The following is a 25,388-nucleotide window of genomic DNA, read 5'->3' on the forward strand; positions in this document are numbered from 1 at the left end:
CCGAAAGGACAGTCGACGGGCTATGGGATGCAGTCGGCGCCGTCATCCCGCTCTTCAAGCCAGACGAATGCGCCAACTATTTCGCCGCTGCCGGCTATGAACCGGAATAGGCCGGATCTGCTCTAGCTTGCAGTCTTGAGAGCGGCCGACCCAAAGTGGCAGGATATGCGCCTGCGTCGCCATGAGCGGCAATCCCCGCCGGAGGAGTCGAGCTTTCAAGGACTGTACTTGACGTTGATGGGCTTGACGCTCTTGGGAGGAACTTTTGAGATGGCGGATAGAGGCCGTTGCCCCGGCCGCAATGACCGGAGGCAGCGCCGTCGTAAATATGAACCCCGGTGCATAGGATCGCACCGCATCAACAAGCTTGCGAGATCCCGCGATGTAGCCGCCCATGACACCAAAGCCTTTCGCTAGAGTGCCTTCGATGACATCAAGCCGTTCCATCTGTCCGTCACGCTCGGCTATTCCGCCGCCGCGTGCCCCGTACATCCCAACCGCGTGAACTTCATCGATATAGGTCATCGCGTCGTAACGTTCGGCGAGGTCGCAGATCGCCTCAATCGGCGCAATATCGCCATCCATCGAGTAGACGCTCTCGAAAACAATCAGCTTGGCACGCTTCCCCGCAGCCCTGAGCAGTTGTTCGAGATGACCAAGATCATTGTGACGAAAGATAATTTTTTCCTGGCCGGAATGGCGCACCCCCTCGATCATAGAGTTGTGGTTGCCTGCATCGGAAAAGATCAGGCAGTCGGGAATCAACCTAGCGATCGTGGCAATTCCTGCCTGGTTTGAGATGTAGCCAGAGGTAAAAACAAGCGCAGCCTCCTTTCGATGAAGGTCGGCTATCTCAGCTTCCAGCTCTACTAAATAGTGGCTATTCCCGGATATGTTCCTTGTACCGCCGGCGCCTGCACCTGAACGCTCGAGTGTCGCCTGCATTGCGGCAATAACCTTCGGGTGCTGTCCCATGCCGAGATAATCGTTAGAGCACCAGACGGCGACCTCCCGCGCCGCTCCATCATGACGCCAAGTGGCTAAAGGAAAGCGACCGGCGTGTCGCTCAACATTCGTAAAAATGCGGTAACGCTGCTCCTTCTCCAAGACGGAGACTGCATGATCGAAAAACTCTTCATAATTTGTCGCCGGCGCTTTCGAACGTTGTACGCAAAAAAAATCGGAGCCAGAGACAGTGCAATCCGTTGATCCATGAATCATCTTGAGCCCCTCTCGCAAGCAATGTCGCATTGCATGCCTTCAATGCATTTCAGAACGATAACAAATACAAGAAGAGGGATCTGTAGACCTTGGTCCGACCGAAACATCGGACGTAGGTCTGGCGCAACATTTCAGAGAATACTACCTACGGACTGCAGAGTGCCTGATGGGGGAAGCGTTTGAACGGAATGTCGCTAGGCGGATAACCCCGGCGGGGCTGGATACCAAATCGTACCGTGAAGTAGCCAAGCGCTACCAGCTGCGCCTCTACGTGACGAACCCGGCGATCCACGATCCGACCGGCGCGACGCTGAGCCCCCGGTTCGCTCATCAGCTCCTGACGGTAATTGCATACGATATCACGATCATCGAGGAAGATTCCTTCACTAGTTTCGGACGGTGCTCGGGGCCGACGAGTTCATCCGTTGATCCCTGCCCCACGTCCTGCCGCGCGGCTTCCATCGTATCCGGCACTACGGCCTGCTTGCCGGCTCCATCCGCAGGTTCAGCCTCGCACTTGCCCGTGAACTCCAGGACGTCGCCGCCCCCCCCCAATGACGACACACCAGGTGAGCCGGACCACTTCCGGCCGCCATGCCGCTGCTGCAGTGACGTATGATTGTCATTGAGACGTTCGAACGATGCAGGCAGCCGCGCGGGCCGCCGGAGATGTCGGCGACGAACCGGGAGAACATTCCATGACCCGGCATGGCAGGGTTGAGCCTACAGCCGCGGGCGCTCAGTCGTCGGCTACGGATCTGCGCGTGTCCATCGCGATCGGCCAGGCTGACAGGTCCGCGACAAGCCACGCATCGGATCGACAAAGCCACGTGGAGGCGCAACGAAGCGGCCTGTCCGCATGGATCGCGCCGCTCCCCTGCGGCGATTGCGCCATGGCCGATACCAGCCTCAGATCGAAATCCCATAGCCTTCGGTTGTGGCGCGCGGGTTCCTTCCTCTGGGACTTTCGTACCCCTGCTGGGCTCGAAGCCCTTCACTCGAGCGGTACGACAGCTATCTGCCATACCGTCCAGAAAGCTGCCGGTCGGCTTTCGGCCCGAAGCTGCCCCCGTTGATGGCCGTTGCCCGCGCATACCGGAAGCCCCACGAGAACGGGCCCGGCCTTGCGGCCGGACCCGTCTGTCTCAGTGTCGAAGCGTCTGGTCCTATCGGAAGAGCGACAGCAGCGACTGCGAGGAATTGTTGGCGATGGACAGGGCTTGGACGCCCAGCTGCTGCTGGGTCTGCAGCGCCTTCAGGCGGGTCGACTCTTCGGTCATGTCCGCATCCACCAGCGTACCGACGCCCTTCTCGATGGAATCGCGCAGGTTCGAGACGAACTCCGACTGGATATCCATGCGGCTCTTGGCGGCGCCGAGGTTGGAAGCGGCGGTGGTCATCTTGCCGAGCGCAGTCTCGACATTGGTGATCATCTTGCTGAGCACGTCATCGACCGAGAGGTAGTTGGGCTGGCCAGCGACAGCCTCGCCCGTGGCGGCGTTCACCTTCGCCTGGTTCAGCGCCGTGGTCGAGATATCCAGGCCGGAGACGTTGAGGATCAACTGATCTCCCAACGTCGCTTCATTGCCGTCATTGTCCAGGATCGTCGTGCCCAGGGTGCGGACGTCGAGGATGCCGTTCTTGTAGAGGGTCGCCGGGACAGCACTCGAATTGTCACCGAAGAGCTTGAGCCCTGACGTGTCGATGTCGATGGTGCCGACGCTGACGGCCCCGGCCGACGAGCGGTTGAAGGAGGCGACGACGCTCTTCGAGGTGCCTTCGACGTCGTTGAAGCTCAGCCAGTTCTCGCCGGAGAAGGAGGCCGAGGTGGCGATCGAGGCCAGCTGCTTCTGCAGCTCGCCGATCTCCGACTGGATCTTGTTGCGGTCGACGCCGGGCTCCTTGGCCGCGACCAGCTTGACCTTGATCTCGTCGACCACGTCGATGGCGGCGTTCATGCCGGTATAGGCGGTGTCGACCTTGGCCTGGCCGAGGCCGAGGGCGTCCTCGACGGCGCCCAGCGCCTTGTTGTCGGACCGCATCGTGGTCGCGATCGACCAGTAGGCGGCATTGTCGGAGGCTGCGCCCACCCGGTAACCGGTCGAGATCCGGTTCTGGGTCTGGTCGAGGTTGCTGTTGATCATCGACAGGCTCTGCAGCGCCGTCATGGCCGATGTATTGGTATTGATCGAGGTCATCTGTTCGAAGTCCCATACGCATAACAGGTTTGAAGGGACATTCCGGCTCCCCGGAAAGACAGGACGACATCATGTCTGCGAGATGACTTTCTCTCCCGCCCTGTCTTGAACTATAAGTGCGCCTTAGATTATATCCGACGTGCTAATTTTCATGGTTACCAAGACCTTATATAACTTAGCCGTGCACCGATCGCGCATTGCAACCCGCCGCCCGCGAGGCCGCCTCGCGCGCGGCGCGGCGGCGGTTACGGCCCCCGGTTCTTCCGATCGAATTCCGCGAACAGCCCCTCAGACGGACCGCGTGATGCCGCCGTCGACGCGCAAATTCTGGCCGGTGATGTAGCCGCCGCCCTCCGAGACGAGGAACGCCACCGTCGCGGCAATCTCGGCGCTGGTGCCGTAGCGGCCCATCGGCACGCGCTGGCGGCGCGCGTCGGTCTCCGGCAGGCTGTCGATGAAGCCCGGCAGGACGTTGTTCATGCGCACATTGTCGGCGGCGTAGCGGTCGGCGAAGAGCTTGGCGAAGCCGGCCAGCCCGGCCCGGAAGACGCCGGAGGTCGGGAACACCGGATCCGGCTCGAAGGCCGCGAAGGTCGAGATGTTGACGATGGCGCCGGCCTTCTGGGCGACCATGATCGGCGTCACCAGCCGGATCGGCCGGACCGCGCCGAGGAAATACACCTCCATGCCCTCGTGCCAGTCGTCGTCGGTGAGATCCAGCACCGGCCCGCGCGGGCCGTGGCCGGCGCTGTTGACCAGCGCGTCGATGCGGCCCCAGCGATCCATCGTCCCGTCGACCAGCCGCTGCAAATCGTCCGGCGAGCGGTTCGACCCGGTCACGCCGAAGCCGCCCAGTTCCTCGGCCAGCGCCGCGCCCTTGCCGGAGGACGACAGGATCGCGACGCGAAAACCATCCGCCGCCAGGCGTCGCGCCGTCGCCGCACCCATGCCGCTGCCACCGGCCGTGACGATCGCTACCTTCTGGGTCATCTGGATGCCTTTCCGTTCGGCCCGCGCCGGGCGGCGGGGCTTCGATCGGGCAATTCTGGCACCGCCCTCCGATCGGGACTATGCAGAAGTTCGACCGCCACACTGCAGGAAATCTACTGGATGCACGGACGCTCTCTCCGCCTGCCGCCGCTGAACGGCCTGCGCGCCTTCGCGGTCGCCGCCCGCCATGGCAATTTCCGGCTGGCGGCCGAGGAGCTCCGCGTCTCGCAGGGCGCCGTCGCCCAGCAGGTGCGCGGGCTCGAAGCCGAACTCGGCCTGTCGCTGTTCGACCGCCTGCCGCGCGGCCTGGCGCTGACCGACCAGGGCCGGGCCTATGCCGCCCAGCTCGGACGGGCCTTCGAGTTGATGGCCGACGCGACGGCCGCCCTCAAATCGGCGCCGCGCCATCTGACCATCAGCGTCACGCCGACCTTCGCGGCGAAATGGCTGATCCCGCGCCTGCCGGATTTCGCGGTCGCCCATCCCGACATCGAGTTGCGGATTTCCGCCTCGGACCGCCTCGCGAACTTCCAGTCCGACGGCGTCGATCTCGCCGTGCGGCAGGGGCGCCCGCCCTTCGGGCCGGGCCTGCGCGCCGATCCGCTGTTCGCCCAGGAGATCGTCGCGGTCTGTGCCCTGGCCTTGGCGACGGCGCTGGCCGCGTCTTCCGGCACCGCACCGCTCGACGGAATGGTGCTGCTCGACGACGCCCATGATCTGTGGCCGCAATTCGCCGACACGATCCTGCGAACCCGCCTGCCCGACACTGCCCGGCACGTACGCTTCAACCAGACCGCCCTGGCTATCGACGCCGCCATCGCCGGACAGGGCGTCGCCCTCGCCAGCCGCTTCCTGGTCGCGCAGGATCTGGCCGCCGGGCGCCTTGTCCTCGCCGTGCCGCAATCGCTGCGCGGCGACAGCGATTTCCACGTCGTCACGCCGCGCGCCCGCCAGCCGGCGGCGGTCGAAGAGGTCCGCGCCTGGCTGCTGCGGCAGCGCGCCGCGTAGACGCCGGCACGCCGCCGCAATTTGCCCCGTTCGCCCGGCTTCCAACCCCGGGGGCCGGTCCCTATATGTTCCGCCATGGCTTCCAGATCCCGCACCACCCGCTCGCGTCCCGCCTCCGACACCGCCGAGGACGAGGCGCCCTTCGATCCGGGCGCGCCGGCGCGGCGCGGCGGCTTCGCGGAAGCCCCGCAGGCCGATTTCGCGGCGGCGCAGGAATTTGCCGGGCCGGTCTCCGGCTGGGCCGACGAGATCGCTCAGGGGCTGGAGACCACGGCCGAGCATGTCGCCGACGGCGAAGCACCCGCCGAGCCCGAGCCCGCGAAGGCCAAGGCGAAGCCCGCCGCCAAGTCCGGCAAGACGGCGGCCAACGCCGGCGCGCGGCCCGGCAAGACGTCGCGCGGCACCTCGATGGGCGGCACCAGCGATCCCAAGCAGCGCGCCGCCGCCGGGCTCAATCCGGTCGCCGGCATGGATCTCAGCCTCGAGGACGCCAAGGGCCTGCCCGAGGGCGGCGTCACCGCCACGGTCGACGCCCTCACCAAGCTGATCTCCGAGGGCAATCCGCTGCTGAAGAACGGCGAGATCTGGGTGCCCCACCGCCCGGCCCGGCCCGACAAGTCCGAGGGCGGCGTGCCGTTCCGCATCGCCTCGGACTACACGCCCCAGGGCGACCAGCCGACCGCCATCGCCGACCTCGTCTCCGGCATCACAGACCAGGACCAGACCCAGGTGCTGCTCGGCGTCACCGGCTCGGGCAAGACCTTCAGCGTCGCCAATGTCATCGAGAAGACCCAGCGCCCGGCGCTGATCCTTGCCCCCAACAAGACCCTGGCGGCGCAGCTCTACGGCGAGTTCAAGGCGTTCTTCCCGGACAATGCCGTCGAGTATTTCGTCTCCTATTACGATTATTACCAGCCGGAAGCCTACGTGCCGCGCTCCGACACCTTCATCGAGAAGGAATCCTCGATCAACGAGCAGATCGACCGGATGCGCCACGCCGCCACCCGCGCCCTCCTGGAGCGCGACGACGTCATCATCGTCGCCTCGGTCTCCTGCATCTACGGTATCGGCTCGGTCGAGACCTACACGGCGATGACGTTCCAGATGTCGATCGGCGACCGGCTCGACCAGCGCCAGCTCCTCGCCGACCTGGTCGCCCAGCAGTACAAGCGCCGCGACATGGATTTCCAGCGCGGCTCCTTCCGGGTGCGCGGCGACACGATCGAGATCTTCCCGGCCCATCTGGAAGACCGGGCCTGGCGCATCTCGCTGTTCGGCGACGAGATCGAGTCGATCCAGGAGTTCGACCCGCTGACCGGCCAGAAGACCGACGACCTCAAGTCGGTGAAGATCTACGCCAACTCCCACTATGTCACGCCGCGGCCGACGCTGAACCAGGCCGTGCGCCTCATCAAGGAGGAGCTGCGCCACCGCCTCGTCGAGCTGGAAAAGGCCGGCCGCCTGCTGGAAGCCCAGCGGCTCGAGCAGCGTACCCGCTTCGACATCGAGATGATCGAGGCCACCGGCTCGTGCCCCGGCATCGAGAACTATTCGCGCTACCTCACCGGCCGCCAGCCCGGCCACCCGCCGCCGACCCTGTTCGAATACCTGCCCGACAACGCCCTGGTCTTCATCGACGAGAGCCACGTCACCGTGCCGCAGATCGGCGCCATGTATCGCGGCGACTTCCGCCGCAAGGCGACGCTGGCCGAATACGGCTTCCGCCTGCCCTCCTGCATGGACAACCGGCCGCTGCGCTTCGAGGAGTGGAACGCCATGCGGCCGCAGACCGTCGCGGTCTCGGCCACCCCCGGCTCGTGGGAAATGGAGGAGGCCGGCGGCGTCTTCGCCGAACAGGTCATCCGCCCCACCGGCCTGATCGACCCGCCGGTGGAGATCCGCCCGGCCCGCAGCCAGGTCGACGACCTCGTCGGCGAGATCCGCGACACCGTCGACAAGGGCTACCGCGTCCTCGCCACGGTGCTGACCAAGCGCATGGCCGAGGACCTCACCGAATATCTCCACGAGCAGGGCATCCGCGTCCGCTACATGCATTCGGACATCGACACGCTGGAGCGCATCGAGATCATCCGCGATCTCCGCCTCGGCGCCTTCGACGTGCTGGTCGGCATCAACCTTTTGCGCGAGGGCCTCGACATTCCCGAATGCGGTCTCGTCGCCATTCTCGACGCCGACAAGGAGGGGTTCCTGCGCTCCGAGACCTCGCTGATCCAGACCATCGGCCGCGCCGCGCGCAATGTCGACGGCAAGGTCGTGCTCTATGCCGACCGCACCACCGGCTCGATGGAGCGGGCCATCGCCGAGACCAACCGGCGCCGCGAGAAGCAGGAGGCCTACAATGCCGATCACGGCATCACCCCGGCCTCGGTGAAGGCGCAGATCGCCGACATTCTCGACAGCTATTACGAAAAGGACCATGTGCGGGTCGATGTCGGCCCGGGCGCCAAGGAAGGCGCCATGGTCGGCAACAATCTCAAGAGCCATCTCGAGCATCTGGAAAAGCAGATGCGCGACGCCGCCGCCGATCTCGACTTCGAGACCGCCGCCCGGCTGCGCGACGAGATCAAGCGGCTGCAGGCCAAGGAGCTGGAATTCGGCGGCCTGCCCGGCGGCGATTCCGGCTCCGGCGGCAAGAAGGCCAAGGGCGGCGGCAATGTCATCGACGCCGCCGACCCCATGGCGATGGCCGCCGAACTGGAGGAGGAGGCGATCTCCCCGGTCACCGGCCGCTCCAAATACGGCCGCAAGACCAAGCGCGACCGCCAGCCTGCCGGCGGCGAACGCTTCGGCCCGCGCGGCGAACCGCTGAAACCCCGCGGCGAAGGCTCCGACCGCCGCCCGGCGCCGCTGGCCCGCCCGCCCAGGCCCGGCGACGCCGCCGCCTCCCCCGCCGGCCATGACGCCAGCGCGCCGACCGACGGCCCGTCGGGCCAGCCGGGCGGCGACACGACTGCCGGCTCGTATTTCCAGAAGCCGTCCCTCGACGACATGGGCCCGGGCACCGACACGGCGCGTCCCGACCGGCCGGGCCTGTTCCGCAAGAACTCGCTGGACGAAATGACCGTCGGTCGCACCGAAAAGCCGGTCGGCAAGCCCGCCCCGAAAAAGCCGGCGACCCGCAAGCCTACGGACACAGCCTCACCCGCGGCGGACACCGGCTCCGGCACGGGTCCGGGCATGGGCAGGGGCACGGGCCCCAACGCCCCTCATGGTGAGCCTGTCGAACCACGCACCACCTCAGGTGACGCCGCCCCCATCCGCCGCGAACGCATCGGCCGCGGCTCCTACGAGGACCCCGCCGACCAGAAGCGCAAGCGCCGGCCCGGCAAGACCGGCCGCCCGGGGCGGTAGGACGGCGACGGGCCCACGGCCCCCTGATCCCTCATCCTGAGCCTGTCGAAGGATCGGGGATCACACCTCCAGCCGAACACAGCGCCAAGCGCCCCTCGCCCTTCGACAGGCTCAGGATGAGGGGCTACTGCAAAGGAATGGGAGCGCCCCCCCTAGCCCCAGTCGCGGCGCATGGTGGCCATGCCGTTGCGGCGGCCGAGTTCCTCGTAGCCGGCGGCCTCGTAGACCCGCAAGGCCGGCTCGTTGTCGAGCTCGACCTTCAGCGTCACCGAGATGGCGCCGAGATCGCGGGCGGCCTGTTCGGCCAGCGCCGCCAGCTGCGCCCCGGCGCCGCCGCGGGCCGCCTCCTCGACGAAGACATAGACGAGGTGGCGCACCTCCGGCCCGATGCCGACCCGCAGGGCGAAGAAGCCGACCTCGCGGCCGGTCGCGTCGACCAGGTAGAAGGAGGCGTCGTCGGCCTCGTTCAGCCATTTCTCCCGCCATTCCAGCGGGTCGAACGGATGCTTGGCGTTGGGATTGACCAGGGCGAGGTCGTCGGCCTCGACCAGCAGCCGGGCGAGCGGTGCCAGGTCGAAGGGCGCATTGGCGCGAAGGGCAAGGTCGGACACGGGCGGCTCCATGGCGGTGTCGTCAGGGAAGTTGGGCGCGCCCCTCGCACGGACCAGCCGCCGTTTCAACCGCCTGAACGCCCGAAACCGGCCGCTCGAAGCGTCCCGGAAGCAGTCCCCCTCCGGCGTCATCCCCGGGGCCTGACCCGGGGACCCATGCCAAACCCTCACCACCGCCGCCAACGCTGACGACGGCACCACCGGCCGTCAGCGCGGAACGGCGCCGTCCATCATCGCGGCATTGTTCTCCCAGCGGGCGCTGCGCACCTCGTCGGACGGCGTCGCGCAGGCGCCCAGCATCAACAGGGCAAGAAGGGGAAGGAATTTCATCGGGTCGGCTCCTGAAGGAAAACTATCGGCAGAGTTCGGCGAGATGCCAGCCGCCGGCCGGACTCGCCACGTCGGCGATCTTCCAGCCGGCCGGTGTCTCGGTCACGGTCCAGACAATCGCCTGCGCCTGTCCGAAATTGCTGAACCGCGCCGTCACCTCCACCGCGTCATCGCCGGTCGGAGTACTTGCGAGCGTCAGCGTCTCGGTCACTTCGGTGTCGACGAAATCCTGCCCGTCGATGACGAAGGAGAAGTCGAGGCATCCGATGTCGCCACCGGCCGCCTCGGCTTCGTGCCGCTCCAGGGTCTCCCGCGCGGCGCCGGTGAAACGGTCCGACTCGCGCTCGGCGTCGAAGGGCGGCGTATAGAAGGCGCGCCCCGCCGCCTCGGCGCCGGGATCGGCGGCGGCGGGCAAGGCCGGGGCGAGGATTGTGAGCGCCGAGAGGAGGCGGAGGAAGCAGGCGGATGCGGTCATCGGGGCGGTCCGAAGGAGGAATGTCGCGCAATCTCGCCCGGCGCCCTGCCCCTGTCCAGCAGCATCGGCGGCGGCGCCCCGGTCAGTGCGGGTTCTGTCCCGGCACGATGCCGCCGGCCGGCGTGTCAGCCATCACCGAGGGCGTCACGCCGTTCACCAGCGGCTGAGCCGATGCCTTGCCGTAAACGCTGCCCACGCCGTAGAGCCACGGCAAGCCGGGGCTGTAGGGCCGCAGCACGACGCGCCCGTCCGGCAGCACGACACGGCGCGACTGCTGCTTCTCGCGCTCCGACAGGCGCACGCCCACCGGCTCCTGGGCGGCGGCCGGCAGCACCGGTGTCATGAGCGCGGTGGCAAGGAGAGCGGCAAGCATGCGGCGCATAGTGGGAGTCCTTCCTGTTTCGATACCGGCCACAACGCGCAAGCGGCCATCCGCGTTGCAGGCCATCAGTCGGAGATCTGCCCCGGCACGATCCCGCCCGACGGCGTCCCGCGATCGGCGGAGCTGTTGGCCGAGCGCGTGCCCTGACAGCCGGCCGCGACCAGAAGCACGCAGGCGGTGGTGATGGTAAGAATTCTTCGCATGACGGTCTCCGGCAGGTTGGATCTGCTCGCAGAACGGTCCGGCCCCGCCGGAGTTGCCGCGATGTGACGCACGCCTGCGTGAACGGCGCCCTCAGCGCTTGCGGGCGAGCACCAGATGTCCGGGCGCCGGTTCGCCCTCCTGCCGACGCACGACGATCGACGTCGCCTCCAGCGTCTCGAAGCCATGTGCCGCCAGCCGGTCGCGCACGTAGCTCTCCTTGTGGTGAAAGCGCTGGTGCGGCCCGACCATGAAGTCCCGTGCGCCAAAAGTCGCGTCCGGCATGGTCTCGGTCGAGAAGCCGAAGATGCCGCCGCCGCTCATTCGCGCCGAGGTCGCGGCAAACAGCGGATCGAGCCCGCCAAGATAGGGCAGCACGTCGGTCGCCACGACGAGATCGAAGGGCTCGGGCTCGTCGAATTCCGCCAGGAAGCCGACCGCCTCGCCGATATAGAGATGATCATAGACACCCTTGTCGAAGCAGGTCTCGATCATGCCTTCCGACAGATCGACGCCGATCAGCGTCGCAATCCGGTCCCGCAGCGCCTCGCCGGCCAGGCCCGTTCCGCAGCCGAGATCCAGCGCCCGCTCATAGGGTCCCGGCGCGACCGCCGCCAGCCGCTCGGCGATGAGGCCCGGCACGCCATAGCCGAGCTGGCGCACCAGGATGTCCTCGAAATCGTCGGCATGCTGGTCGAACAGCGTCGCCACATAGGCGTCGCCCGCCGAGGCCGGCGTCTCGCCCTCGCCCATCGCCGCCATCCGCACGGCGGCGCCGGCATGGTCGTCCGGATCGAGCGCCAGGCAGCGGCGATACGCGTCGGCCGCAGCAGTGCGGTCGCCGGCCTTCTCCAGCGCCAGCGCCTCTTCATAGGCTTCGGCCAGGGCCGCCTCGTCGATGGGGGTGTCGCTCATTGCCGCTCCTATGGGTGTCGCGGTGCCTCTTAGGGCAAAGTTGAGGCCGGCGACAGCCGACCCGCATGGCTCTGTGGATCAGACGGCGGCCGTGCCGCTGCCCAGTTCGTTCACGAGGGCCAGCGCCGCGGCGGCAATCCGCGCCGCCGGCATGCTGCAGAAGATCTCCGGCATCCCGTCGATCTCGTCGGCCTGCGCCGCCGCCTCGTCGCTCAGCGGCACATGGAAGAAGCCGAAATTGCGCACCCCGAGCGCATCGGCGTTGAAGGCCAAGCGGTAGAGCGTGTCGTTGCAGAGATAGCCGCCCGCATCCGACGACCATTCGAAGGACACGCTGGCGCCGCGCAGTGCCGATGTCACGGTCTCCCATGGCATCCGGCAGGCGAGCGCCTCCGGTCCGTCGAGCACCGCCGGCCCGGCGGGAAACGCGCCTGTCGCATCGGCCTGTCCGAGCTTGCGGCGGTTGCGGGCGACCCGTTCGATGCGCAGCCGCTCGGCCCGCTTGTGCAGACCGAACAGGACGACGCTGGTCGGTGCCAGGGTCTCGATCAGGGTTCGCAGGCGCGGCCAGCTCGTTTCCCACTCCACCGGCAGGACGGCGGCGCGAAACGCTTCACCGTGGCGCGGGTCGGATTCGAGGGTTCGCACCATCGCTTCCGTCGGATTGTGGGGCGCACCGGGGAAGGAGGAAAATCCGCAAACGAGTATTTTCATTTGAGATGAATGCCTTGGGAAGAGCCCGCCGATCGCGGCGTCGATCCGTCTTTACAGCGGGTTTTGGATGGTGGAAGCTGTATTGCCTGTCCCGAAATGGCACGCGACACGCGCCCTGAATACGTCGCTCGTCGGGCCGGAAACGGGATAGCAATGAAGGAGGCTTCGGGCAATCTCGCGAACAAGGGTCATGGACGAACTGCGTATCGGAGGCGCATCCTCCGGGTGGTCTGCGGTACAATTTCAGGCCACGATGTATCGGTTCCTTTCCTAGTCAAGACTTGCCTGCCACCGCCAAACGGCGACTCGTAATGCCAGGATAAGGGATACCGACGATGGCACAGACCGGTACGGTCAAGTTCTTCAATACCGAAAAGGGCTTCGGCTTCATTAAGCCCGACGATGGCGGCGCGGACATCTTCGTCCATATCTCCGCCGTTCAGGCCTCCGGCCTGCCGGGGCTCGAGGAGAACCAGAAGGTCTCCTACGACACCGAGCCGGACAAGCGCGGCAAGGGTCCGAAGGCCGTTAATCTCGCCGCAGACTGAACTCGTCTCACGGTAGTCGCGGTAGGCTTCCCCCTGCCGCCTCATCGTGAGACCTAGACTGGGAAAGCCCGTTACGCGTTTGCGCCGGGCTTTCCTTTCCAGGCACCAATCCTGTACCAGTTCGATACGGAAACGTCTGGCACGCCACGTGCAAGGCCACACCCGAACGCCAGCAAAAGGCGAAAACGGGAGTGCAATCCATGTCTCAACGCCACCGAGAGGCCCGCGCCAGATCCAGCCATATCGCTGTGATCGCCAGCCTCACCGCCATGTTCCTCGCAACAGCACCCGCCAGCGCCCAGACCTATCTCGATGGCGGCGGCGGCAGCAGTTCGCGACCGCAGTCCAGCGACCCGACAGGTGGCTTCCTCGACGGCGGCGGTCCCCTGCAGCCCCGGCGCGGAGTCCGGAACGGCCAGCGCCGCGACGGATTTCTCGACGATGGCGGGGGGATCGGCAGACGACCCGACATCGTCTTCAGGTCAGGCGGTGATCGCGAATTTCTGAGGGACGGCGGATCGATCCGCACGCCGGCCGATATCGTCTATTCCTACGAGCGGGAAGAGTTTCTCGAGGACGGTGGTTCGGTCGTCGTCGAACCGGACATCGTGATCGACGACCGGCGCCTGCGTCGCGGTCGCGGCTGGCGGGAGGTCGCGGCTCCAAGGACCGTCCAGCGCTCGTCCGGCTCGCTCACCGTCATCACCAGCGATCTCGGCGACCGCGGCTACGGCTCGACCACCCAGATGTCGGGAAAGAGCGCGAACCGGATGCGAACGAAAGCGAAGATCATCGATGTGGAGAGTGCGCGGCTCGACCGCCGGCCGATGCCGGCCTCCGGCGTGGAGGTGATGTATAAGATCGGCGGGCCGCAGATCATCCGGATCGCCCCCGGATATGGTCAGCGCGTCGCGGCGCTCGCAACGGGCAGCGCCGACGTGCCTCGGCCAACTGCGCGCCTCGAACCGGAACAGGTCGGGCGCGCCGCCCCCTGGACCCGCGGATGGCTCGACCGCTGCACGAGCGAGCATGAGAGCTTCGACCCCGACTACGGGACCTATGTCGACGCACAGGGTCAGTCGCAGTTCTGCGACTGACGGAGACGAGGAGCCAGGCTCCTCAGGTCAGGAACGGATTGCCGCGGCGCTCGTCGCCAAGGCGTCCGCCGGGCCCGTGGCCGCAGATGAAGCCGACATCGTCGCCGAGCGGAAGGACCTTGTCCTTGATCGAGGCGATCAGCGTCGCGTGGTCGCCGCCGGGCAGATCGGTACGGCCGATCGAGCCGGAGAACAGGACGTCGCCGGCGTGCAGGAACTTGGCGGCCCGGTTGTAGAAGACGACATGGCCCGGCGCATGTCCCGGCGTGTGCAGCACCTCGAAGCGATGGCCGGCAAAGGCGAGAGTCTCGCCCTCCTCCAGCCAGCGGTCCGGCGTGCAATCGCGCACCGCGCCCGGAATTCCGAACATCCGCGCCTGTTCCGACAGTCCGGCCAGGAGGAAGGCATCGGCCTTGTGCGGGCCGAGGATGTCGATGCCGAGGCGTTCCTTCAGCTCCATTGCCCCGCCGGCGTGGTCGATATGGCCGTGGGTCAGCCAGATCGCCTCGATGGCGATCCCGGCCTTCTCGATGGCCTCCACGATCCGGTCGACGTCACCGCCGGGATCGACCACGACGCCGACCTTGTCCTCGGCATCGAAGAGGATGCAGCAATTCTGTTGGAATGGCGTGACGGGAACGATCTGGGCGTTGAGTGTGGTCACGTGGGCCTCGGGCGTCGGTTGCTGTGGCCGGCTGTTAACGCGGGGCAGACGGCGGAGGCAAGCATGCGGCCGGCCGCAGCGAGTGCCGCGGCCGGAAAGCTGATGGTGTCAGCAGCGGGTATTCCGCCTATTCGGCGGCGGCACGCTGGGGCTGCACCACGGCGGTATAATCCTCAACCAGCCGGCGCGTCGTCTCGCCCGGCGTGAAGCGCCATTCGGCGATCTCGGACACCGGCGTGACCTCGGCGGCCGTGCCACAGAGGAAGCACTCGTCGAAATCAGCCAGTTCCTCGGGCATGATCGCCCGCTCGCGCACCTCGATGCCGCGGCGCTTGGCCAGTTCGATCACCGTGCGGCGGGTGATGCCGTTGAGGAAGCAGTCCGGCGTTGGCGTGTGGATGATGCCGTCCTTGACGAAGAAGACGTTGGCACCGGTCGCCTCGGCCACTTGGCCGCGCCAGTCCAGCATCAGCGCGTCGGCATAGCCCTTGGCCTCGGCCGCGTGCTTGGAGATGGTGCAGATCATGTAGAGGCCGGTCGCCTTGGCCTTCGACGGCGCGGTGCGCGGATCGGGACGGCGATACTCGGCCAGGTCCAGGCGGATGCCTTTCATCCGCTGCTCCGGATCGAAATAGCTCGGCCACTGCCAGATGGCGATCGCGACGTTGATCCGGTTCTTCTGCGCTGAGACGCCCATCATCTCGGACCCGCGGAAGGCGATCGGGCGGACATAGGCATCGGTGAAGCCCTGGCGCACCAGGAGTTCGTTCGTCGCCGCGTCGATCTCGTCGGCGCTGTAGGGAATCTCGAACCCGATCATGCGGCCCGAGGCGATCAGCCGCTCGGTGTGCTCGCGCAGCTTGAAGACCGTGCCACCATAGGCACGCTCGCCTTCGAACACGGCGCTTGCGTAGTGCAGACCATGGGTCAGAACGTGGATCTTAGCGTCTTTCCACGGCAGGAACTCGCCGTTGTACCAGATTTCGCCGTCAAGCTGGTCGAATGGAACACTGCTCATGGTTGTCGACGCCTGTCCCGGCGTCCTCCCTATCCGTGGTGTAACGGCGATCGGCTTCTGACCGATTCGTGGCTTGTCTGCCGACTGCGTCCGGTCTTCCCTGAAGCGGACAGCCCGAAGCCGACAATGGGCCGGGAGGGGAATGGTCGCAAGCGACGGTTTCCACTCTCGCAGGCAAGGTGTAACAATGGAACCAAATTACGTCAACACTGCTGACCTAAATTATGGATGCCGCCCTGACCTCCGATGATCGCGTGCCGGACGCCGAGGACGCGATCGTGCGAGAGCCGCTGCCAACACGGGGCGAGCTCGATTTTCGCATGATCGAGCTGCTTTTCTTCGCCTATCGGGAATTCACGACGGACGCGGACTCGATCCTGATGCGCTATGGTTTCGGCCGGGCCCATCACCGGGTGCTGCATTTCGTCAACCGCGATCCGGGGATGACCATCGCCGAGCTCCTCGATCTGCTCCAGATAACCAAGCAGTCGCTGTCGCGGGTGTTGCGCCAGTTGATCGATGGCGGCTTCGTGCGGCAGATGCCCGGCGTCGAGGATCGGCGCCAACGCTGTCTGTTCCCGACCGAACGCGGGCGCGAACTGACGCTGGAACTGTCGCGGGCGCAGGCGCGGCGCATCGAGGCGGCGCTGGGCAATACCTCGCCGGGCGATGCCGGACCGATCGGCGCCTTCCTGATGGAGATGGCCGACGATCGGCCGACGACGCGCGAGTGGTTCAGGAAAAAGGGCATCGACCGAAAGGAGCCACTATGAGCGAGATGACGGAGACGAAGGCGGTGCAACGGCAGGCCCCCTCGCCGCTCGGCGACGACGCACCCCATATCCTCGTCATCGACGACGATCGCCGGATCCGCTCGCTGCTGCTGCGGTTCCTCAGCGAACAGCAGTTCCGGGTCTCCGTGGCGGCGGATGCCGCCGAGGCGCGGCGGATCCTGGAAGGGCTCGACTTCGACCTTCTGGTCGTCGACGTGATGATGCCCGGCGAAAGCGGCATCGAGCTGGTCCGATCGCTGCGCAACAATCGGCAGGCACCGGTGCTGATGCTGACGGCGCGCTCGGAGACCGAGCATCGCATCGAGGGTCTGGAAGCCGGCGCCGACGATTATCTGGCCAAGCCTTTCGACCCGCGCGAATTGCTGCTGCGGGTCAACAATATCCTGCGGCGCGGCAGCCAGGCGCCGATCCAGAAGCTCGAGCATATCCGCTTCGGTCCCTTCACCTTCTCGCTTTCCCGCTGCGAACTGAAGCGTGGGGGCGAAATCATCCGGCTGACCGACCGCGAAAAGGCGATGATGTCGCAATTCGCCGGCAATCCAGGCGAGACGATCCCTCGGCAGGATCTCCTCGGTGACGAAACCGAGGTCGGCGAGCGTACGGTGGACGTCCAGATCAACCGCCTGCGACGCAAGATCGAGGGCGATCCGGCCAACCCGCTCTGGCTTCAGACCGTGCGCGGCATCGGCTATCGCCTGAACACGGACTGAGCAGGCATCATGTCGGTTCTCGGACGGCTCATGCAGCAACGGCCCCGGTGGAACCCGTTCCGCCGCGATGCGACGACTGCGCAGGAGACCGGCCGGAGCTGGCGCATCGGCCGGCTCCCGTCCCTCGACATCTGGCGGGGCCCCCTGCGGCCGATCCCGCGGATCATCCAGCGCTACATGCCGAAGGGGCTCTATGCGCGCTCGCTGATCATCATCATGGCGCCGGTCGTCCTTCTGCAGTGCGTCGTCACCGTCGTGTTCATGGAGCGTCACTGGCAGCTCGTCACCCAGCGCCTGTCGGAAGCGGTGGTGCAGGATATCGCCGCGATCACGGCGCTCGTTCAGACGCGGCCGCCCGGCTCGGACTACAGCGACATCATCCGCATCGCCCGCAACAATCTCGACCTCAACGTTTCGGTGCTGCCGGCCGAGCCGCTGCCGCCGCCTGCCCCGAAGCCGTTTTTCAATATCCTCGACGGCATCCTCAGCGAGGAACTGACCCGGCAGATCGGCCGCCCGTTCTGGATCGACACCGTCGGCAATTCCAAGATCGTCGAGATCCGCATCCGGCTGGACGACCGGGTGATGCGGATCTTCGCCACCCGCAACTCCGCCTATGCGTCCAACACGCACATCTTCCTCGTCTGGATGGTCGGCACATCGCTGGTGCTGATGATCATCGCGGTGCTGTTCCTGCGCAACCAGATCCGGCCGATCCAGACACTGGCTGCGGCGGCGGAGGGCTTCGGTCGCGGCCAGCCGATGCCGCCGGATTTCCGGCCCCGCGGTGCGTCGGAAGTCCGGCGCGCATCGCTCGCCTTCATCCAGATGCGCGACCGGATCGAACGGCAGATGGAACAGCGAACCGCCATGCTGACCGGCGTCAGCCACGACCTGCGGACGATTCTCACCCGCTTCCGGCTGCAGCTGGCGCTGCTCGGCGAAGGCGAGGACCAGGACGAACTCAACGCGGACGTCGACGAGATGCAGCGCATGCTGGAAGGCTATCTGGCCTTCGCCCGGAACGAGGCGGCCGAGGAGATCGGCGAACTCGATCTGGCCCCGATGCTGACCAAATTCCGCAACGAAGCCAAGCTCAAGGGCAAGCATCTGGAACTGGTGATCGACGGTGACCCGCGCATCGCGGTGCGACCGGATTCCTTCACACGCATGGTGACCAACATTGTCACCAACGCCATGCGTCACGGCGATCACGTCAAGGTCGCGGCGACCCACGAGGATCGCTGGCTGACCATCACGGTGGAGGACGACGGGCCGGGCATTGCCGCCGAACAGCGCGAGGAGGTGTTCAAGCCCTTCGTACGTCTCGACACCGCGCGCAACATCGACAGCGGCGGCACCGGACTGGGGCTTGCCATTGCCCGTGACATCGCCCGCAGTTTCGGCGGCGACATCCTCTTGTCAGATTCCAGGCTCGGCGGGCTGCGGGCACTGATCCGCGTCCCGGCCTGACCGATCGCCTCAGTAGACGCGGCCGCCCTCGGGGACCTGTTGGCTCGGGCCGATCAGCACGACCTCGCCATCGGCGTCCGGCACGCCGAGGGTGAGCACCTCTGACATCATCGGGCCAATCTGGCGCGGCGGGAAGTTGACGACCGCCAGCACCTGCCGGCCGACCAGTTCTGCGGGCTCGTAGTGCCGGGTGATCTGGGCCGAGGATTTCTTGCGCCCGAGCGGCGCCCCGAAATCGATCGTCAGCTTGATCGCCGGCTTGCGGGCCTCGGGGAACGGCGCCGCCTCGACGATGGTGCCGACACGAATGTCGACCTTCATGAAGTCGTCGAAGCCGATCTGCGCGGATGGCGTGTCGTCTTTCTGGGCGCTCACACGCTACTCCTTCGACAGAGCTTCGGCGCGGTCGCGCGCCGCTCGTACAGCCCGCTCCATCAGCGGGGCCAGCCCGTCCTCGGCCATCAGAACGTCGAGAGCCGCCTGTGTGGTGCCATTCGGCGACGTCACGTTCTGGCGGAGCGTCGCCGGCGTCTGGTCCGAGCGGATCATCAGTTCGCCGGCGCCGGCGACCGTATGGCGGGCCAGCCGCATGGCGAGATCGGCCGGCAGTCCGGCCGCCTTGCCCGCCTGCGCCAGGCATTCGGCCAGATGAAAGACGTAGGCCGGACCGCTGCCGGAGACCCCGGTCACGGCGTCGATCAGCGTTTCCGCCTCGACCCACTCTACCGGCCCGTTGGCCGACAACAGATCGTCGGCTGTCTCGCGACCTGCCGCATCGACCCGCTCATTGGCGAAAGCACCGGTCACGCCGCGGCCGATGAGCGCCGGCGTATTCGGCATGGCCCGCACCACCGGATGCGCGCCGAGCAGCGCCTCGATGGCGGCGATGGTCGTACCGGCGGCGATCGAAACCACGAGACTGTCCGATGTCAGCGCATCGCGCAGGTCCGGCAGCGCTGCGCCCATCATCTGCGGCTTCACAGCCAGCAGGGCGACGTCGAAGGTCTCCTGCGGCACGGACGTGGCGTGACGCACGCCGTAGCGTTCGATCAGCGGCCGCAGCGTATCGCCGACCTTCGGATCGACCACCAGCACCCGGGCCGGATCGAGACCCTTGTCCAGCCAGCCCCCGAGGAGAGCCGCCCCCATGTTGCCGCCGCCAAGGAGCAGGATGCGCTGGGCCGCCATTGCCATATCAGGCCTCGCCCTGGGTCTCGAAGAGCGCGCAAGCCAGCGCCTCCTGCGCCGTCTTGTCGGCCCAGATGACGAACTGGAACGCCTGATAGAACCGCTCGCAGCTTTCCAGAGCACTGGTCAGCATGCGCTCGGCCTGCTGGCTGGTCGGCTCCGCACCTCCGGACAAAAGCAGTGCATGGCGGAACATCACCGCATTCTCGTTCTGCCAAAGGTCGAAATGGCCGACCAGGAGCTTCTCGTTGATCGAAGCGAGGAGTTGCAGGACCTCGGCGCGGCGGTGCGCCGGAATGCGAAGATCGAACGCGCATCCCAGATGCAGCGCCTCGATATCCTCGACCCAGGAGAAGGAAACCGAATAGTCGGTCCAGACGCCTGCGACAGCGACCGCAAGCTCGTCGTCGCAGGAACGTTCGAATGCCCATTCCCGCGCAGACGCAACCCATTCGATCATGTCGACCGGATTGGATTGGCGCAGTGTGGCAAGTTCAGTCAATTGCATGGTGAGTCCCCGTATTCGCATCGGCGGGATCACCATTTGCCGCAACGGCTCCCACCGGGAGTGAGACACCGCTCCGTGTCGAATCACCCTTATGAATCAGCATATAGACGGGGAGTCGCCGGCTTAAGGGGATTAAGGAATTATTCACCACTCGGTGGATTCATGCGGGATCGCCGGCCGCCGGCGGCGAGTCTTAAGCGACTCTCGGCAAAGGCTTTTCGGGCGCATTGAGCAACGCCCGAAACCTGTTGATAGGCTGTGGAGAACTCGGCTGGACGCTCAGTTGGCGTCGCCGGTTCCGGCCATGCGGGCTTCCAGATCGGCAAGCCGCTTCTTCAGAGCCTCGTTTTCCGTGCGCGCCTTCACCGCCATGTCGCGGACCGCTTCGAACTCTTCGCGCTGCACGAGGTCCATCTGGTTCAGAAGCCGCTCGCCCTGCGCGCGGAAGACGGTCTCCATCTCGCGGCGCACGCCCTGCGCGGCACCTGCAGCATCGGTCATGACGCGGGCGAACTCGTCGAGCATCCGGTTGGGGCCTTGGCGGCCGGGGCCTGTCCTGGACATGAATGGGTCTCCGTTTTGCGCCATTGCGCGTTCTCTTCGGGGTTGAGGTAGAGAGCGCCGGGGACGATGGCAATGGCGACCGGGCGGGCTTGCGGCAGTGGAAGGCTGCCCGAACGGTCAGCCTTTCGGATGGCAGCGCACGCGAAGGTGAAGGCTCGAGGGCCACACAGGTGGGACAGCGTCGATCTCCGGGGCCGGCCACGCTTGACCCTGTGAAGGTCGCGGGCCAAGGTCGCGCCGCTCCTGCAAGGGCGCCAAGCGCCCGCTTTCTCCCAATGGCGGACCGATGCTCACCCTCCCCTATCTCGGTGTCCTGACCTATCCGCAGATCGATCCGATCTTCCTGGATCTCGGACTGATCCAGTTGCGCTGGTACGGCCTGTCCTATGTCGCGGGCATTCTCTGCGGATGGCTCTACGGTCGCCATCTGGCGGGCAACACGCGGCTCTGGCCGAATGGCGTCTCGCCGGTCACCAAGCTGCAGATCGACGATTTCATCCTCTACATCACGATCGGCATCGTGGTGGGAGGCCGCCTCGGCTCGGTATTCTTCTACGAATTCGAACGCTACGTCGCCGATCCCCTGGCGGTGTTCCGGGTCTGGGAAGGCGGCATGGCGTTCCATGGCGGCCTGATCGGCGTGGTGGTGGCGATCGCGGTGTTCTGTCGCGTCTACAAGGTGCCGCTGTTCAGCCTGATCGACATCGTCGCCGCCTCGGTGCCCTTCGGCCTGTTCTTCGGGCGCATCGCCAACTTCATCAACGGCGAATTGTGGGGCGCGCCCACCATGGTACCCTGGGCGATGGTCTTTCCCGATGCCGGCCCGATGCCGCGACACCCCAGCCAGCTCTACGAAGCGCTGCTGGAAGGTATTCTGCTGTTCATCGTGCTGCGGATCGCGACGCACCACTTCAAGATGCTCGGTCGTCCGCGCTTCGTCGGCGGCCTGTTCCTCTTCGGCTATGGCTGCTCGCGCATCTTCGTCGAGTTCTTCCGCATGCCGGATGTGCAACTCGGCTACCTCTATGGCGGCTGGTTCACCATGGGCATGCTGTTGTCGGTTCCGATGCTGATCATCGGCATCTGGGCCATGGCGACGGCCAGGCCCCGCGCCTACGAGCCCCAGCCGGTGGAGGACGATCAAGCGGGCGCCGCCCGGCCGTGAACGCGCTTGCCCGCAAGATTGCCGAACATGTCAGGGTCGAAGGTCCACTCGGCGTCGACCGCTACTGGAACTTCGCACTCTACGATCGCGAGCACGGCTATTATGCGCGTCGCGATCCGTTCGGCCGGGCCGGCGATTTCGTCACCGCGCCCGAGGTGAGCCAGATGTTCGGCGAACTTCTCGGTGCCTGGGTCGCCTCGGCCTGGACCGGTCTCGGTCGTCCAGACGCCTTTCTGCTGGTCGAATGCGGGCCCGGCCGCGGCACGATGATGGCCGACATGCTGCGCGCGCTGCGTTCCGTCGCCCCGGACTGCATGCGGGCGGCCGCTGTGCGGCTGGTGGAAACCAGCGACCGGCTCGCCGACGAGCAGATGCAGACGCTGGGACGCTTCGACCTGCCGATCCGCCGGGTGCGGCGCATCGAGGATCTGGAGCGACGACCGATGGTCGTCGTCGCCAACGAGCTGTTCGATGCGGTTGCGGTCCGCCAATATGTCTTCGACGGCAGCGACTGGCGCGAACGCTGCGTATCGACGACCGACAGCGGACGCTTCGAGTTCGTGCTGTGCGAAGCGCGCCCGCAGATTTCCGATGCCGTCCGGGCGATGGGGTTGGTGGAGCCCAAGGCCGGCGCGGTGCTGGAAGTCTCGCCAGCACGCGAACGGATTGCCGCGGCCCTGGCCGAGCGGCTGGCCACGGACGGCGGCGCGGGCCTCTTCATCGATTACGGTCATTCCCGCAGCGGTTACGGGGACACATTGCAGGCGATGCACGGCCATGCCTTCGCCGACCCGCTGGACCGCCCCGGCGAGAACGACATCACCAGCCATGTCGACTTCGACAGGATTGCCGCCCCGTTCCGCGCGAGCGGGCTTTACGTATCGCCGACGGTCACGCAAAGCGACTTCCTTCTAGCCCTCGGCCTTCTGGAACGGGCTGGCGCGCTCGGCGCTGCGCGTGACGAGAAGACGCGAACGGAAATCACCGGCGCCGTGCAGCGTCTGGCGGGAACGGGCCCCGGCGATATGGGCCAGATCTTCAAGGTTCTGTGCGCTGCCTCGCGCCCAATGAGACTGCCACCCTTCGGCCTGATCGAGGCCGGATTGCCGGACACAACCGACGGAACCGCCGCGGATTGACTTCGCCCTGCCCCTCGACCACGATCCCGCGCCATGTCCGACATTCGAAGCCGATCCGCGTCGCCGCTGCCTGATTCCGCCGTCGTCCGGTCGGACCGTCTGGCAGGACCAGACATCGCCCATGCCTTTTTCACCCGCAGCGGCGGGGTCTCGGAAGGGCTCTATGCCGGGCTCAATGTCGGGATCGGCTCGAACGACCGTCCCGAGGACGTTCTGGAAAACCGAGCCCGCGCGCTCGCCACTCTGGGCAGCGCAGATCTCGCGACACCCTGGCAGGTGCATTCGGCGGACGCCGTGGCGTTGGATGCTCCCTTCTCCGGCGACCGCCCGCGCGCCGATGGGATCGCGACGCGCCGCAAGGGCCTCGCCATCGGCGTCGTCACCGCCGACTGCGGGCCCGTCCTTTTCGCGGATACCGAGAACGGCGTGATCGGCGCGGCGCATGCCGGCTGGCGTGGCGCGCTGAACGGCGTCCTGGAAGCGACGGTCGCCGCCATGGAAGGGCTCGGTGCAAAGCGCAATTCCATCCGTGCCGTGCTCGGGCCGACGATCACGCAGCCCAATTACGAAGTCGGCCTCGAGATGGTGGCGGAGTTCCTCGACGCGGAGCCTGCACGCGAGCGGTTCTTCCAGCCCGGGCGCAGCGCCGACAAGCGTCAGTTCGACCTGCCGGGCTTCATCGTTGCTCGACTGCAAGCCAGCGGCGTCGAGGGCAGCTTCGTCGACCGTTGCACCTATGGCGAGCCGGACCGCTTCTTTTCCTTCCGGCGCACCACGCATCGCGGCGAGCCCGATTACGGCCGCCAGCTTTCTGCCATCGCCCTCGCGGAGTAACCTCGGATGCTGCATTTCTCACGCGACGAGTTCGACGCCCGCCGCGACCGGCTCATGCTGGAAATGGGCGAGCAGAAGCTCGACGCCCTGATGCTGTTCGCCCAGGAATCGATGTACTGGCTGACCGGCTACGACACCTTCGGCTTCTGTCACTTCCAGTGCCTGGTGGTGAAGGCCGATGGCGAGATGCAGCTTCTGACCCGCTCGGCCGACCTGCGGCAGGCGCGTCACACCTCGACGCTGGAATCGATCAGCATCTGGCGCGACCGGGGCAGCGCCGATCCGGTCATCGAACTGCGCGATATGCTCGACGACATGGGCCTTCTCGGTGCCCGCATCGGCGTCGAGTGGGCGACCCATGGCCTGACCGCAGCCAACGGCCAGATGGTACAGGAGCGGCTCGGCTCCTTCGCCACGCTGAAGGAGGCCTCCAACCTCGTGCCGTTGCTGCGCGCGGTCAAAACCCCTGCCGAGATCGAGACCGTGCGCGAGGCTGCACGGCTCGGTGACGAGGCGTTCGATGCCGCCCTGCCGTTGATCAGGGCGGGCGCCAACGAGGCCGACATCCTGGCGGCGCTTCAGGGAGAGGTGCTGCGCCAAGGCGGCGACTATCCGGCCAACCCGTTCATCGTCGGCTCCGGCCGCGATGCCCTGCTGTGCCGATACAAGTCGGGCCGCCGCATCCTCGACGACCAGGATCAGCTCACGCTGGAATGGGCCGGCGTCAAATCGCAGTACCACGCCGCCTTGATGAAGACGGTGATCGTCGGCCGCCCGAGCGAGCGCCATGTCGAACTGCACACGGCCGCGCGCGAGGCGCTGGATGCCGTCGAGGCGGCGATGGTTCCGGGCAGCAGCTTCGGCGACGTCTTCGATGCCCATGCGGCGGTGATGGAAGCCCATGAACTCGTCCGCCACCGCCTCAGCGCTTGCGGCTATTCGCTTGGGGCGCGCTACGCGCCGTCGTGGATGGACACGCCGATGTTCTATTCCGGCAGTCCGCAGCCGATCGTGCCGGATATGACCCTCTTCGCGCACATGATCATCATGGATTCCGACACCGATACCGCGATGACGCTCGGCCGGACCTACCTGACGACGACGAGCGCGCCCGAGCCATTGTCGCGGCTTTCTCTCGACCTGATTTCGGTCTGATTCAGGCGGCCGCCGTCGCCAGATTTAGGGCCTGCGCCTTGTGGCGCAGGGCTTTCGAAGAAAATCGACCGCCTTTTAACGTTATCTTGCGACTCACGGTCCACGATCCCGGTC

General features: G+C 66.4%; 26 protein-coding genes and 3 pseudogenes. 13 read left to right on the plus strand and 16 right to left on the minus strand.

Annotated features, from left to right (window positions below; all coding sequences use genetic code 11):
• Positions 1–110 (plus strand): annotated as a pseudogene (locus J3367_RS10230) (IS630 family transposase); the annotation flags it as partial.
• A 16-nt stretch (positions 111–126) separates the two neighbouring features.
• Here the strand turns inward: J3367_RS10230 and hemA are convergent.
• Positions 127–1,221: pseudogene (gene hemA / locus J3367_RS10235) on the minus strand (5-aminolevulinate synthase); the annotation flags it as partial.
• A 402-nt stretch (positions 1,222–1,623) separates the two neighbouring features.
• Between hemA and J3367_RS10240 the strand changes: the two are divergent.
• A pseudogene (locus J3367_RS10240) lies at positions 1,624–1,923 on the plus strand (transposase); the annotation flags it as partial.
• A 464-nt stretch (positions 1,924–2,387) separates the two neighbouring features.
• On the opposite strand, the gene J3367_RS10245 reads toward J3367_RS10240, so the two are convergent.
• On the minus strand, positions 2,388–3,419 hold the full coding sequence (locus J3367_RS10245; RefSeq protein WP_024352077.1) for a flagellin: 1,032 nt from the start codon (positions 3,417–3,419) through the stop codon (positions 2,388–2,390).
• A 288-nt stretch (positions 3,420–3,707) separates the two neighbouring features.
• Positions 3,708–4,409 carry an SDR family oxidoreductase gene (locus J3367_RS10250; protein WP_024352078.1) on the minus strand — a complete coding sequence of 234 codons (702 nt, stop codon included), beginning with the start codon at positions 4,407–4,409 and terminating at the stop codon, positions 3,708–3,710.
• A gap of 120 nt (positions 4,410–4,529) precedes the next feature.
• On the opposite strand from J3367_RS10250, the gene J3367_RS10255 reads away from it, so the two are divergent.
• Together J3367_RS10255 and uvrB are read left to right on the plus strand one after the other, a co-directional pair.
• Positions 4,530–5,417: a LysR substrate-binding domain-containing protein gene (locus J3367_RS10255; protein ID WP_421460843.1), complete on the plus strand. Its 888-nt coding sequence runs from the start codon at positions 4,530–4,532 to the stop codon at positions 5,415–5,417.
• A gap of 75 nt (positions 5,418–5,492) precedes the next feature.
• Positions 5,493–8,789: an excinuclease ABC subunit UvrB gene (uvrB, locus tag J3367_RS10260; protein ID WP_024352080.1), complete on the plus strand. Its 3,297-nt coding sequence runs from the start codon at positions 5,493–5,495 to the stop codon at positions 8,787–8,789.
• Positions 8,790–8,941: 152 nt separating this feature from the next.
• Here the strand turns inward: uvrB and J3367_RS10265 are convergent, their stop codons facing one another.
• The 7 genes from J3367_RS10265 to J3367_RS10295 form a co-directional block, all read right to left on the minus strand.
• Entirely contained in the window at positions 8,942–9,400 is a 459-nt protein-coding gene (locus tag J3367_RS10265; RefSeq protein ID WP_024352081.1) for a GNAT family N-acetyltransferase, read from the minus strand.
• Between the two features lie 207 nt (positions 9,401–9,607).
• Complete coding sequence (locus J3367_RS10270; RefSeq protein ID WP_266102081.1) at positions 9,608–9,730, minus strand: hypothetical protein; 123 nt, start codon at positions 9,728–9,730, stop codon at positions 9,608–9,610.
• Positions 9,731–9,752: 22 nt separating this feature from the next.
• The gene (locus J3367_RS10275) at positions 9,753–10,205 is read right to left on the minus strand and encodes a hypothetical protein (RefSeq protein WP_024352082.1); all 453 of its coding nucleotides are present in this window, start codon (positions 10,203–10,205) and stop codon (positions 9,753–9,755) included.
• 82 nt (positions 10,206–10,287) lie between these two features.
• Positions 10,288–10,578, minus strand: coding sequence for a hypothetical protein (locus J3367_RS10280; RefSeq protein WP_155898564.1), 291 nt, complete (start codon positions 10,576–10,578; stop codon positions 10,288–10,290).
• A gap of 74 nt (positions 10,579–10,652) precedes the next feature.
• Positions 10,653–10,790, minus strand: a complete 138-nt coding sequence (locus J3367_RS10285; protein ID WP_155898565.1) for a hypothetical protein — start codon at positions 10,788–10,790, stop codon at positions 10,653–10,655.
• Positions 10,791–10,881: 91 nt separating this feature from the next.
• Positions 10,882–11,703: a class I SAM-dependent DNA methyltransferase gene (locus J3367_RS10290; protein WP_024352084.1), complete on the minus strand. Its 822-nt coding sequence runs from the start codon at positions 11,701–11,703 to the stop codon at positions 10,882–10,884.
• A 78-nt stretch (positions 11,704–11,781) separates the two neighbouring features.
• Entirely contained in the window at positions 11,782–12,417 is a 636-nt protein-coding gene (locus J3367_RS10295) for a hypothetical protein (RefSeq protein ID WP_187390508.1), read from the minus strand.
• A 335-nt stretch (positions 12,418–12,752) separates the two neighbouring features.
• Here J3367_RS10295 and J3367_RS10300 point away from each other — a divergent pair, with 335 nt between their 5' ends.
• Together J3367_RS10300 and J3367_RS10305 are read left to right on the plus strand one after the other, a co-directional pair.
• Complete coding sequence (locus J3367_RS10300) at positions 12,753–12,965, plus strand: cold-shock protein (RefSeq protein ID WP_040325802.1); 213 nt, start codon at positions 12,753–12,755, stop codon at positions 12,963–12,965.
• A gap of 200 nt (positions 12,966–13,165) precedes the next feature.
• Entirely contained in the window at positions 13,166–14,062 is an 897-nt protein-coding gene (locus tag J3367_RS10305; protein WP_421460849.1) for a hypothetical protein, read from the plus strand.
• A gap of 22 nt (positions 14,063–14,084) precedes the next feature.
• On the opposite strand, the gene J3367_RS10310 is transcribed toward J3367_RS10305, so the two are convergent.
• Both J3367_RS10310 and J3367_RS10315 read right to left on the minus strand, forming a co-directional pair.
• Positions 14,085–14,726 (minus strand): MBL fold metallo-hydrolase, encoded by a 642-nt coding sequence (locus J3367_RS10310; protein ID WP_187390506.1) that lies wholly within the window; start codon positions 14,724–14,726, stop codon positions 14,085–14,087.
• A 127-nt stretch (positions 14,727–14,853) separates the two neighbouring features.
• Positions 14,854–15,744, minus strand: a complete 891-nt coding sequence (locus J3367_RS10315) for a branched-chain amino acid aminotransferase (protein ID WP_421460851.1) — start codon at positions 15,742–15,744, stop codon at positions 14,854–14,856.
• Between the two features lie 224 nt (positions 15,745–15,968).
• On the opposite strand from J3367_RS10315, the gene J3367_RS10320 reads away from it, so the two are divergent.
• The 3 genes from J3367_RS10320 (at position 15,969) to J3367_RS10330 (ending at position 18,721) form a co-directional block, all read left to right on the plus strand.
• Positions 15,969–16,517: a MarR family winged helix-turn-helix transcriptional regulator gene (locus tag J3367_RS10320; RefSeq protein ID WP_024350440.1), complete on the plus strand. Its 549-nt coding sequence runs from the start codon at positions 15,969–15,971 to the stop codon at positions 16,515–16,517.
• A gap of 5 nt (positions 16,518–16,522) precedes the next feature.
• Entirely contained in the window at positions 16,523–17,248 is a 726-nt protein-coding gene (locus tag J3367_RS10325) for a response regulator (protein ID WP_187390667.1), read from the plus strand.
• A 177-nt stretch (positions 17,249–17,425) separates the two neighbouring features.
• Entirely contained in the window at positions 17,426–18,721 is a 1,296-nt protein-coding gene (locus J3367_RS10330; RefSeq protein WP_187390666.1) for an ATP-binding protein, read from the plus strand.
• A 9-nt stretch (positions 18,722–18,730) separates the two neighbouring features.
• Here J3367_RS10330 and J3367_RS10335 read toward each other — a convergent pair whose 3' ends face one another.
• The 4 genes from J3367_RS10335 to J3367_RS10350 form a co-directional block, all read right to left on the minus strand.
• Positions 18,731–19,096 carry a tRNA-binding protein gene (locus J3367_RS10335; protein ID WP_187390504.1) on the minus strand — a complete coding sequence of 122 codons (366 nt, stop codon included), beginning with the start codon at positions 19,094–19,096 and terminating at the stop codon, positions 18,731–18,733.
• A 3-nt stretch (positions 19,097–19,099) separates the two neighbouring features.
• On the minus strand, positions 19,100–19,915 hold the full coding sequence (proC, locus tag J3367_RS10340; protein ID WP_421460855.1) for a pyrroline-5-carboxylate reductase: 816 nt from the start codon (positions 19,913–19,915) through the stop codon (positions 19,100–19,102).
• Position 19,916: 1 nt separating this feature from the next.
• The gene (locus J3367_RS10345) at positions 19,917–20,417 is read right to left on the minus strand and encodes a YbjN domain-containing protein (protein ID WP_009210236.1); all 501 of its coding nucleotides are present in this window, start codon (positions 20,415–20,417) and stop codon (positions 19,917–19,919) included.
• A 279-nt stretch (positions 20,418–20,696) separates the two neighbouring features.
• Positions 20,697–20,981, minus strand: a complete 285-nt coding sequence (locus J3367_RS10350) for an accessory factor UbiK family protein (protein WP_035694822.1) — start codon at positions 20,979–20,981, stop codon at positions 20,697–20,699.
• Between the two features lie 286 nt (positions 20,982–21,267).
• On the opposite strand from J3367_RS10350, the gene lgt reads away from it, so the two are divergent.
• The 4 genes from lgt to J3367_RS10370 are packed head-to-tail and all read left to right on the plus strand — an operon-like array spanning position 21,268 to position 25,274.
• Positions 21,268–22,146: a prolipoprotein diacylglyceryl transferase gene (lgt, locus tag J3367_RS10355; RefSeq protein ID WP_024350434.1), complete on the plus strand. Its 879-nt coding sequence runs from the start codon at positions 21,268–21,270 to the stop codon at positions 22,144–22,146.
• Entirely contained in the window at positions 22,143–23,285 is a 1,143-nt protein-coding gene (locus tag J3367_RS10360) for a class I SAM-dependent methyltransferase (protein ID WP_421460857.1), read from the plus strand. The genes lgt and J3367_RS10360 overlap by 4 nt, the downstream gene beginning before the upstream one ends.
• 33 nt (positions 23,286–23,318) lie before the next feature.
• The gene (pgeF, locus tag J3367_RS10365) at positions 23,319–24,119 is read left to right on the plus strand and encodes a peptidoglycan editing factor PgeF (protein WP_421460859.1); all 801 of its coding nucleotides are present in this window, start codon (positions 23,319–23,321) and stop codon (positions 24,117–24,119) included.
• Positions 24,120–24,125: 6 nt separating this feature from the next.
• Entirely contained in the window at positions 24,126–25,274 is a 1,149-nt protein-coding gene (locus J3367_RS10370) for a M24 family metallopeptidase (protein WP_421460861.1), read from the plus strand.
• Positions 25,275–25,388 lie beyond the last annotated feature (114 nt).

Origin of the sequence: Aurantimonas sp. NFXS3, from assembly GCF_049132005.1 — a bacterium.
GTDB classification, from domain to species: domain Bacteria; phylum Pseudomonadota; class Alphaproteobacteria; order Rhizobiales; family Rhizobiaceae; genus Aurantimonas; species Aurantimonas coralicida.

Bases quoted from the DNA above. Each gene is read 5' to 3' on its own strand.
- proC (WP_421460855.1), bottom strand. From the start codon at position 19,915: ATGGCAATGGCGGCCCAGCGCATCCTGCTCCTTGGCGGCGGCAACATG.
- J3367_RS10255 (WP_421460843.1), top strand. From the start codon at position 4,530: ATGCACGGACGCTCTCTCCGCCTGCCGCCGCTGAACGGCCTGCGCGCC.
- J3367_RS10245 (WP_024352077.1), bottom strand. From the start codon at position 3,419: ATGACCTCGATCAATACCAATACATCGGCCATGACGGCGCTGCAGAGC.
- J3367_RS10280 (WP_155898564.1), bottom strand. From the start codon at position 10,578: ATGCTTGCCGCTCTCCTTGCCACCGCGCTCATGACACCGGTGCTGCCG.
- uvrB (WP_024352080.1), top strand. From the start codon at position 5,493: ATGGCTTCCAGATCCCGCACCACCCGCTCGCGTCCCGCCTCCGACACC.
- J3367_RS10290 (WP_024352084.1), bottom strand. From the start codon at position 11,703: ATGAGCGACACCCCCATCGACGAGGCGGCCCTGGCCGAAGCCTATGAA.
- J3367_RS10285 (WP_155898565.1), bottom strand. From the start codon at position 10,790: ATGCGAAGAATTCTTACCATCACCACCGCCTGCGTGCTTCTGGTCGCG.
- J3367_RS10370 (WP_421460861.1), top strand. From the start codon at position 24,126: ATGCTGCATTTCTCACGCGACGAGTTCGACGCCCGCCGCGACCGGCTC.
- J3367_RS10270 (WP_266102081.1), bottom strand. From the start codon at position 9,730: ATGAAATTCCTTCCCCTTCTTGCCCTGTTGATGCTGGGCGCCTGCGCG.
- J3367_RS10330 (WP_187390666.1), top strand. From the start codon at position 17,426: ATGCCGAAGGGGCTCTATGCGCGCTCGCTGATCATCATCATGGCGCCG.
- J3367_RS10295 (WP_187390508.1), bottom strand. From the start codon at position 12,417: ATGAAAATACTCGTTTGCGGATTTTCCTCCTTCCCCGGTGCGCCCCAC.
- J3367_RS10305 (WP_421460849.1), top strand. From the start codon at position 13,166: ATGTCTCAACGCCACCGAGAGGCCCGCGCCAGATCCAGCCATATCGCT.
- J3367_RS10250 (WP_024352078.1), bottom strand. From the start codon at position 4,409: ATGACCCAGAAGGTAGCGATCGTCACGGCCGGTGGCAGCGGCATGGGT.
- lgt (WP_024350434.1), top strand. From the start codon at position 21,268: ATGCTCACCCTCCCCTATCTCGGTGTCCTGACCTATCCGCAGATCGAT.
- pgeF (WP_421460859.1), top strand. From the start codon at position 23,319: ATGTCCGACATTCGAAGCCGATCCGCGTCGCCGCTGCCTGATTCCGCC.
- J3367_RS10345 (WP_009210236.1), bottom strand. From the start codon at position 20,417: ATGCAATTGACTGAACTTGCCACACTGCGCCAATCCAATCCGGTCGAC.
- J3367_RS10320 (WP_024350440.1), top strand. From the start codon at position 15,969: ATGGATGCCGCCCTGACCTCCGATGATCGCGTGCCGGACGCCGAGGAC.
- J3367_RS10350 (WP_035694822.1), bottom strand. From the start codon at position 20,981: ATGTCCAGGACAGGCCCCGGCCGCCAAGGCCCCAACCGGATGCTCGAC.
- J3367_RS10275 (WP_024352082.1), bottom strand. From the start codon at position 10,205: ATGACCGCATCCGCCTGCTTCCTCCGCCTCCTCTCGGCGCTCACAATC.
- J3367_RS10325 (WP_187390667.1), top strand. From the start codon at position 16,523: ATGACGGAGACGAAGGCGGTGCAACGGCAGGCCCCCTCGCCGCTCGGC.
- J3367_RS10315 (WP_421460851.1), bottom strand. From the start codon at position 15,744: ATGAGCAGTGTTCCATTCGACCAGCTTGACGGCGAAATCTGGTACAAC.
- J3367_RS10300 (WP_040325802.1), top strand. From the start codon at position 12,753: ATGGCACAGACCGGTACGGTCAAGTTCTTCAATACCGAAAAGGGCTTC.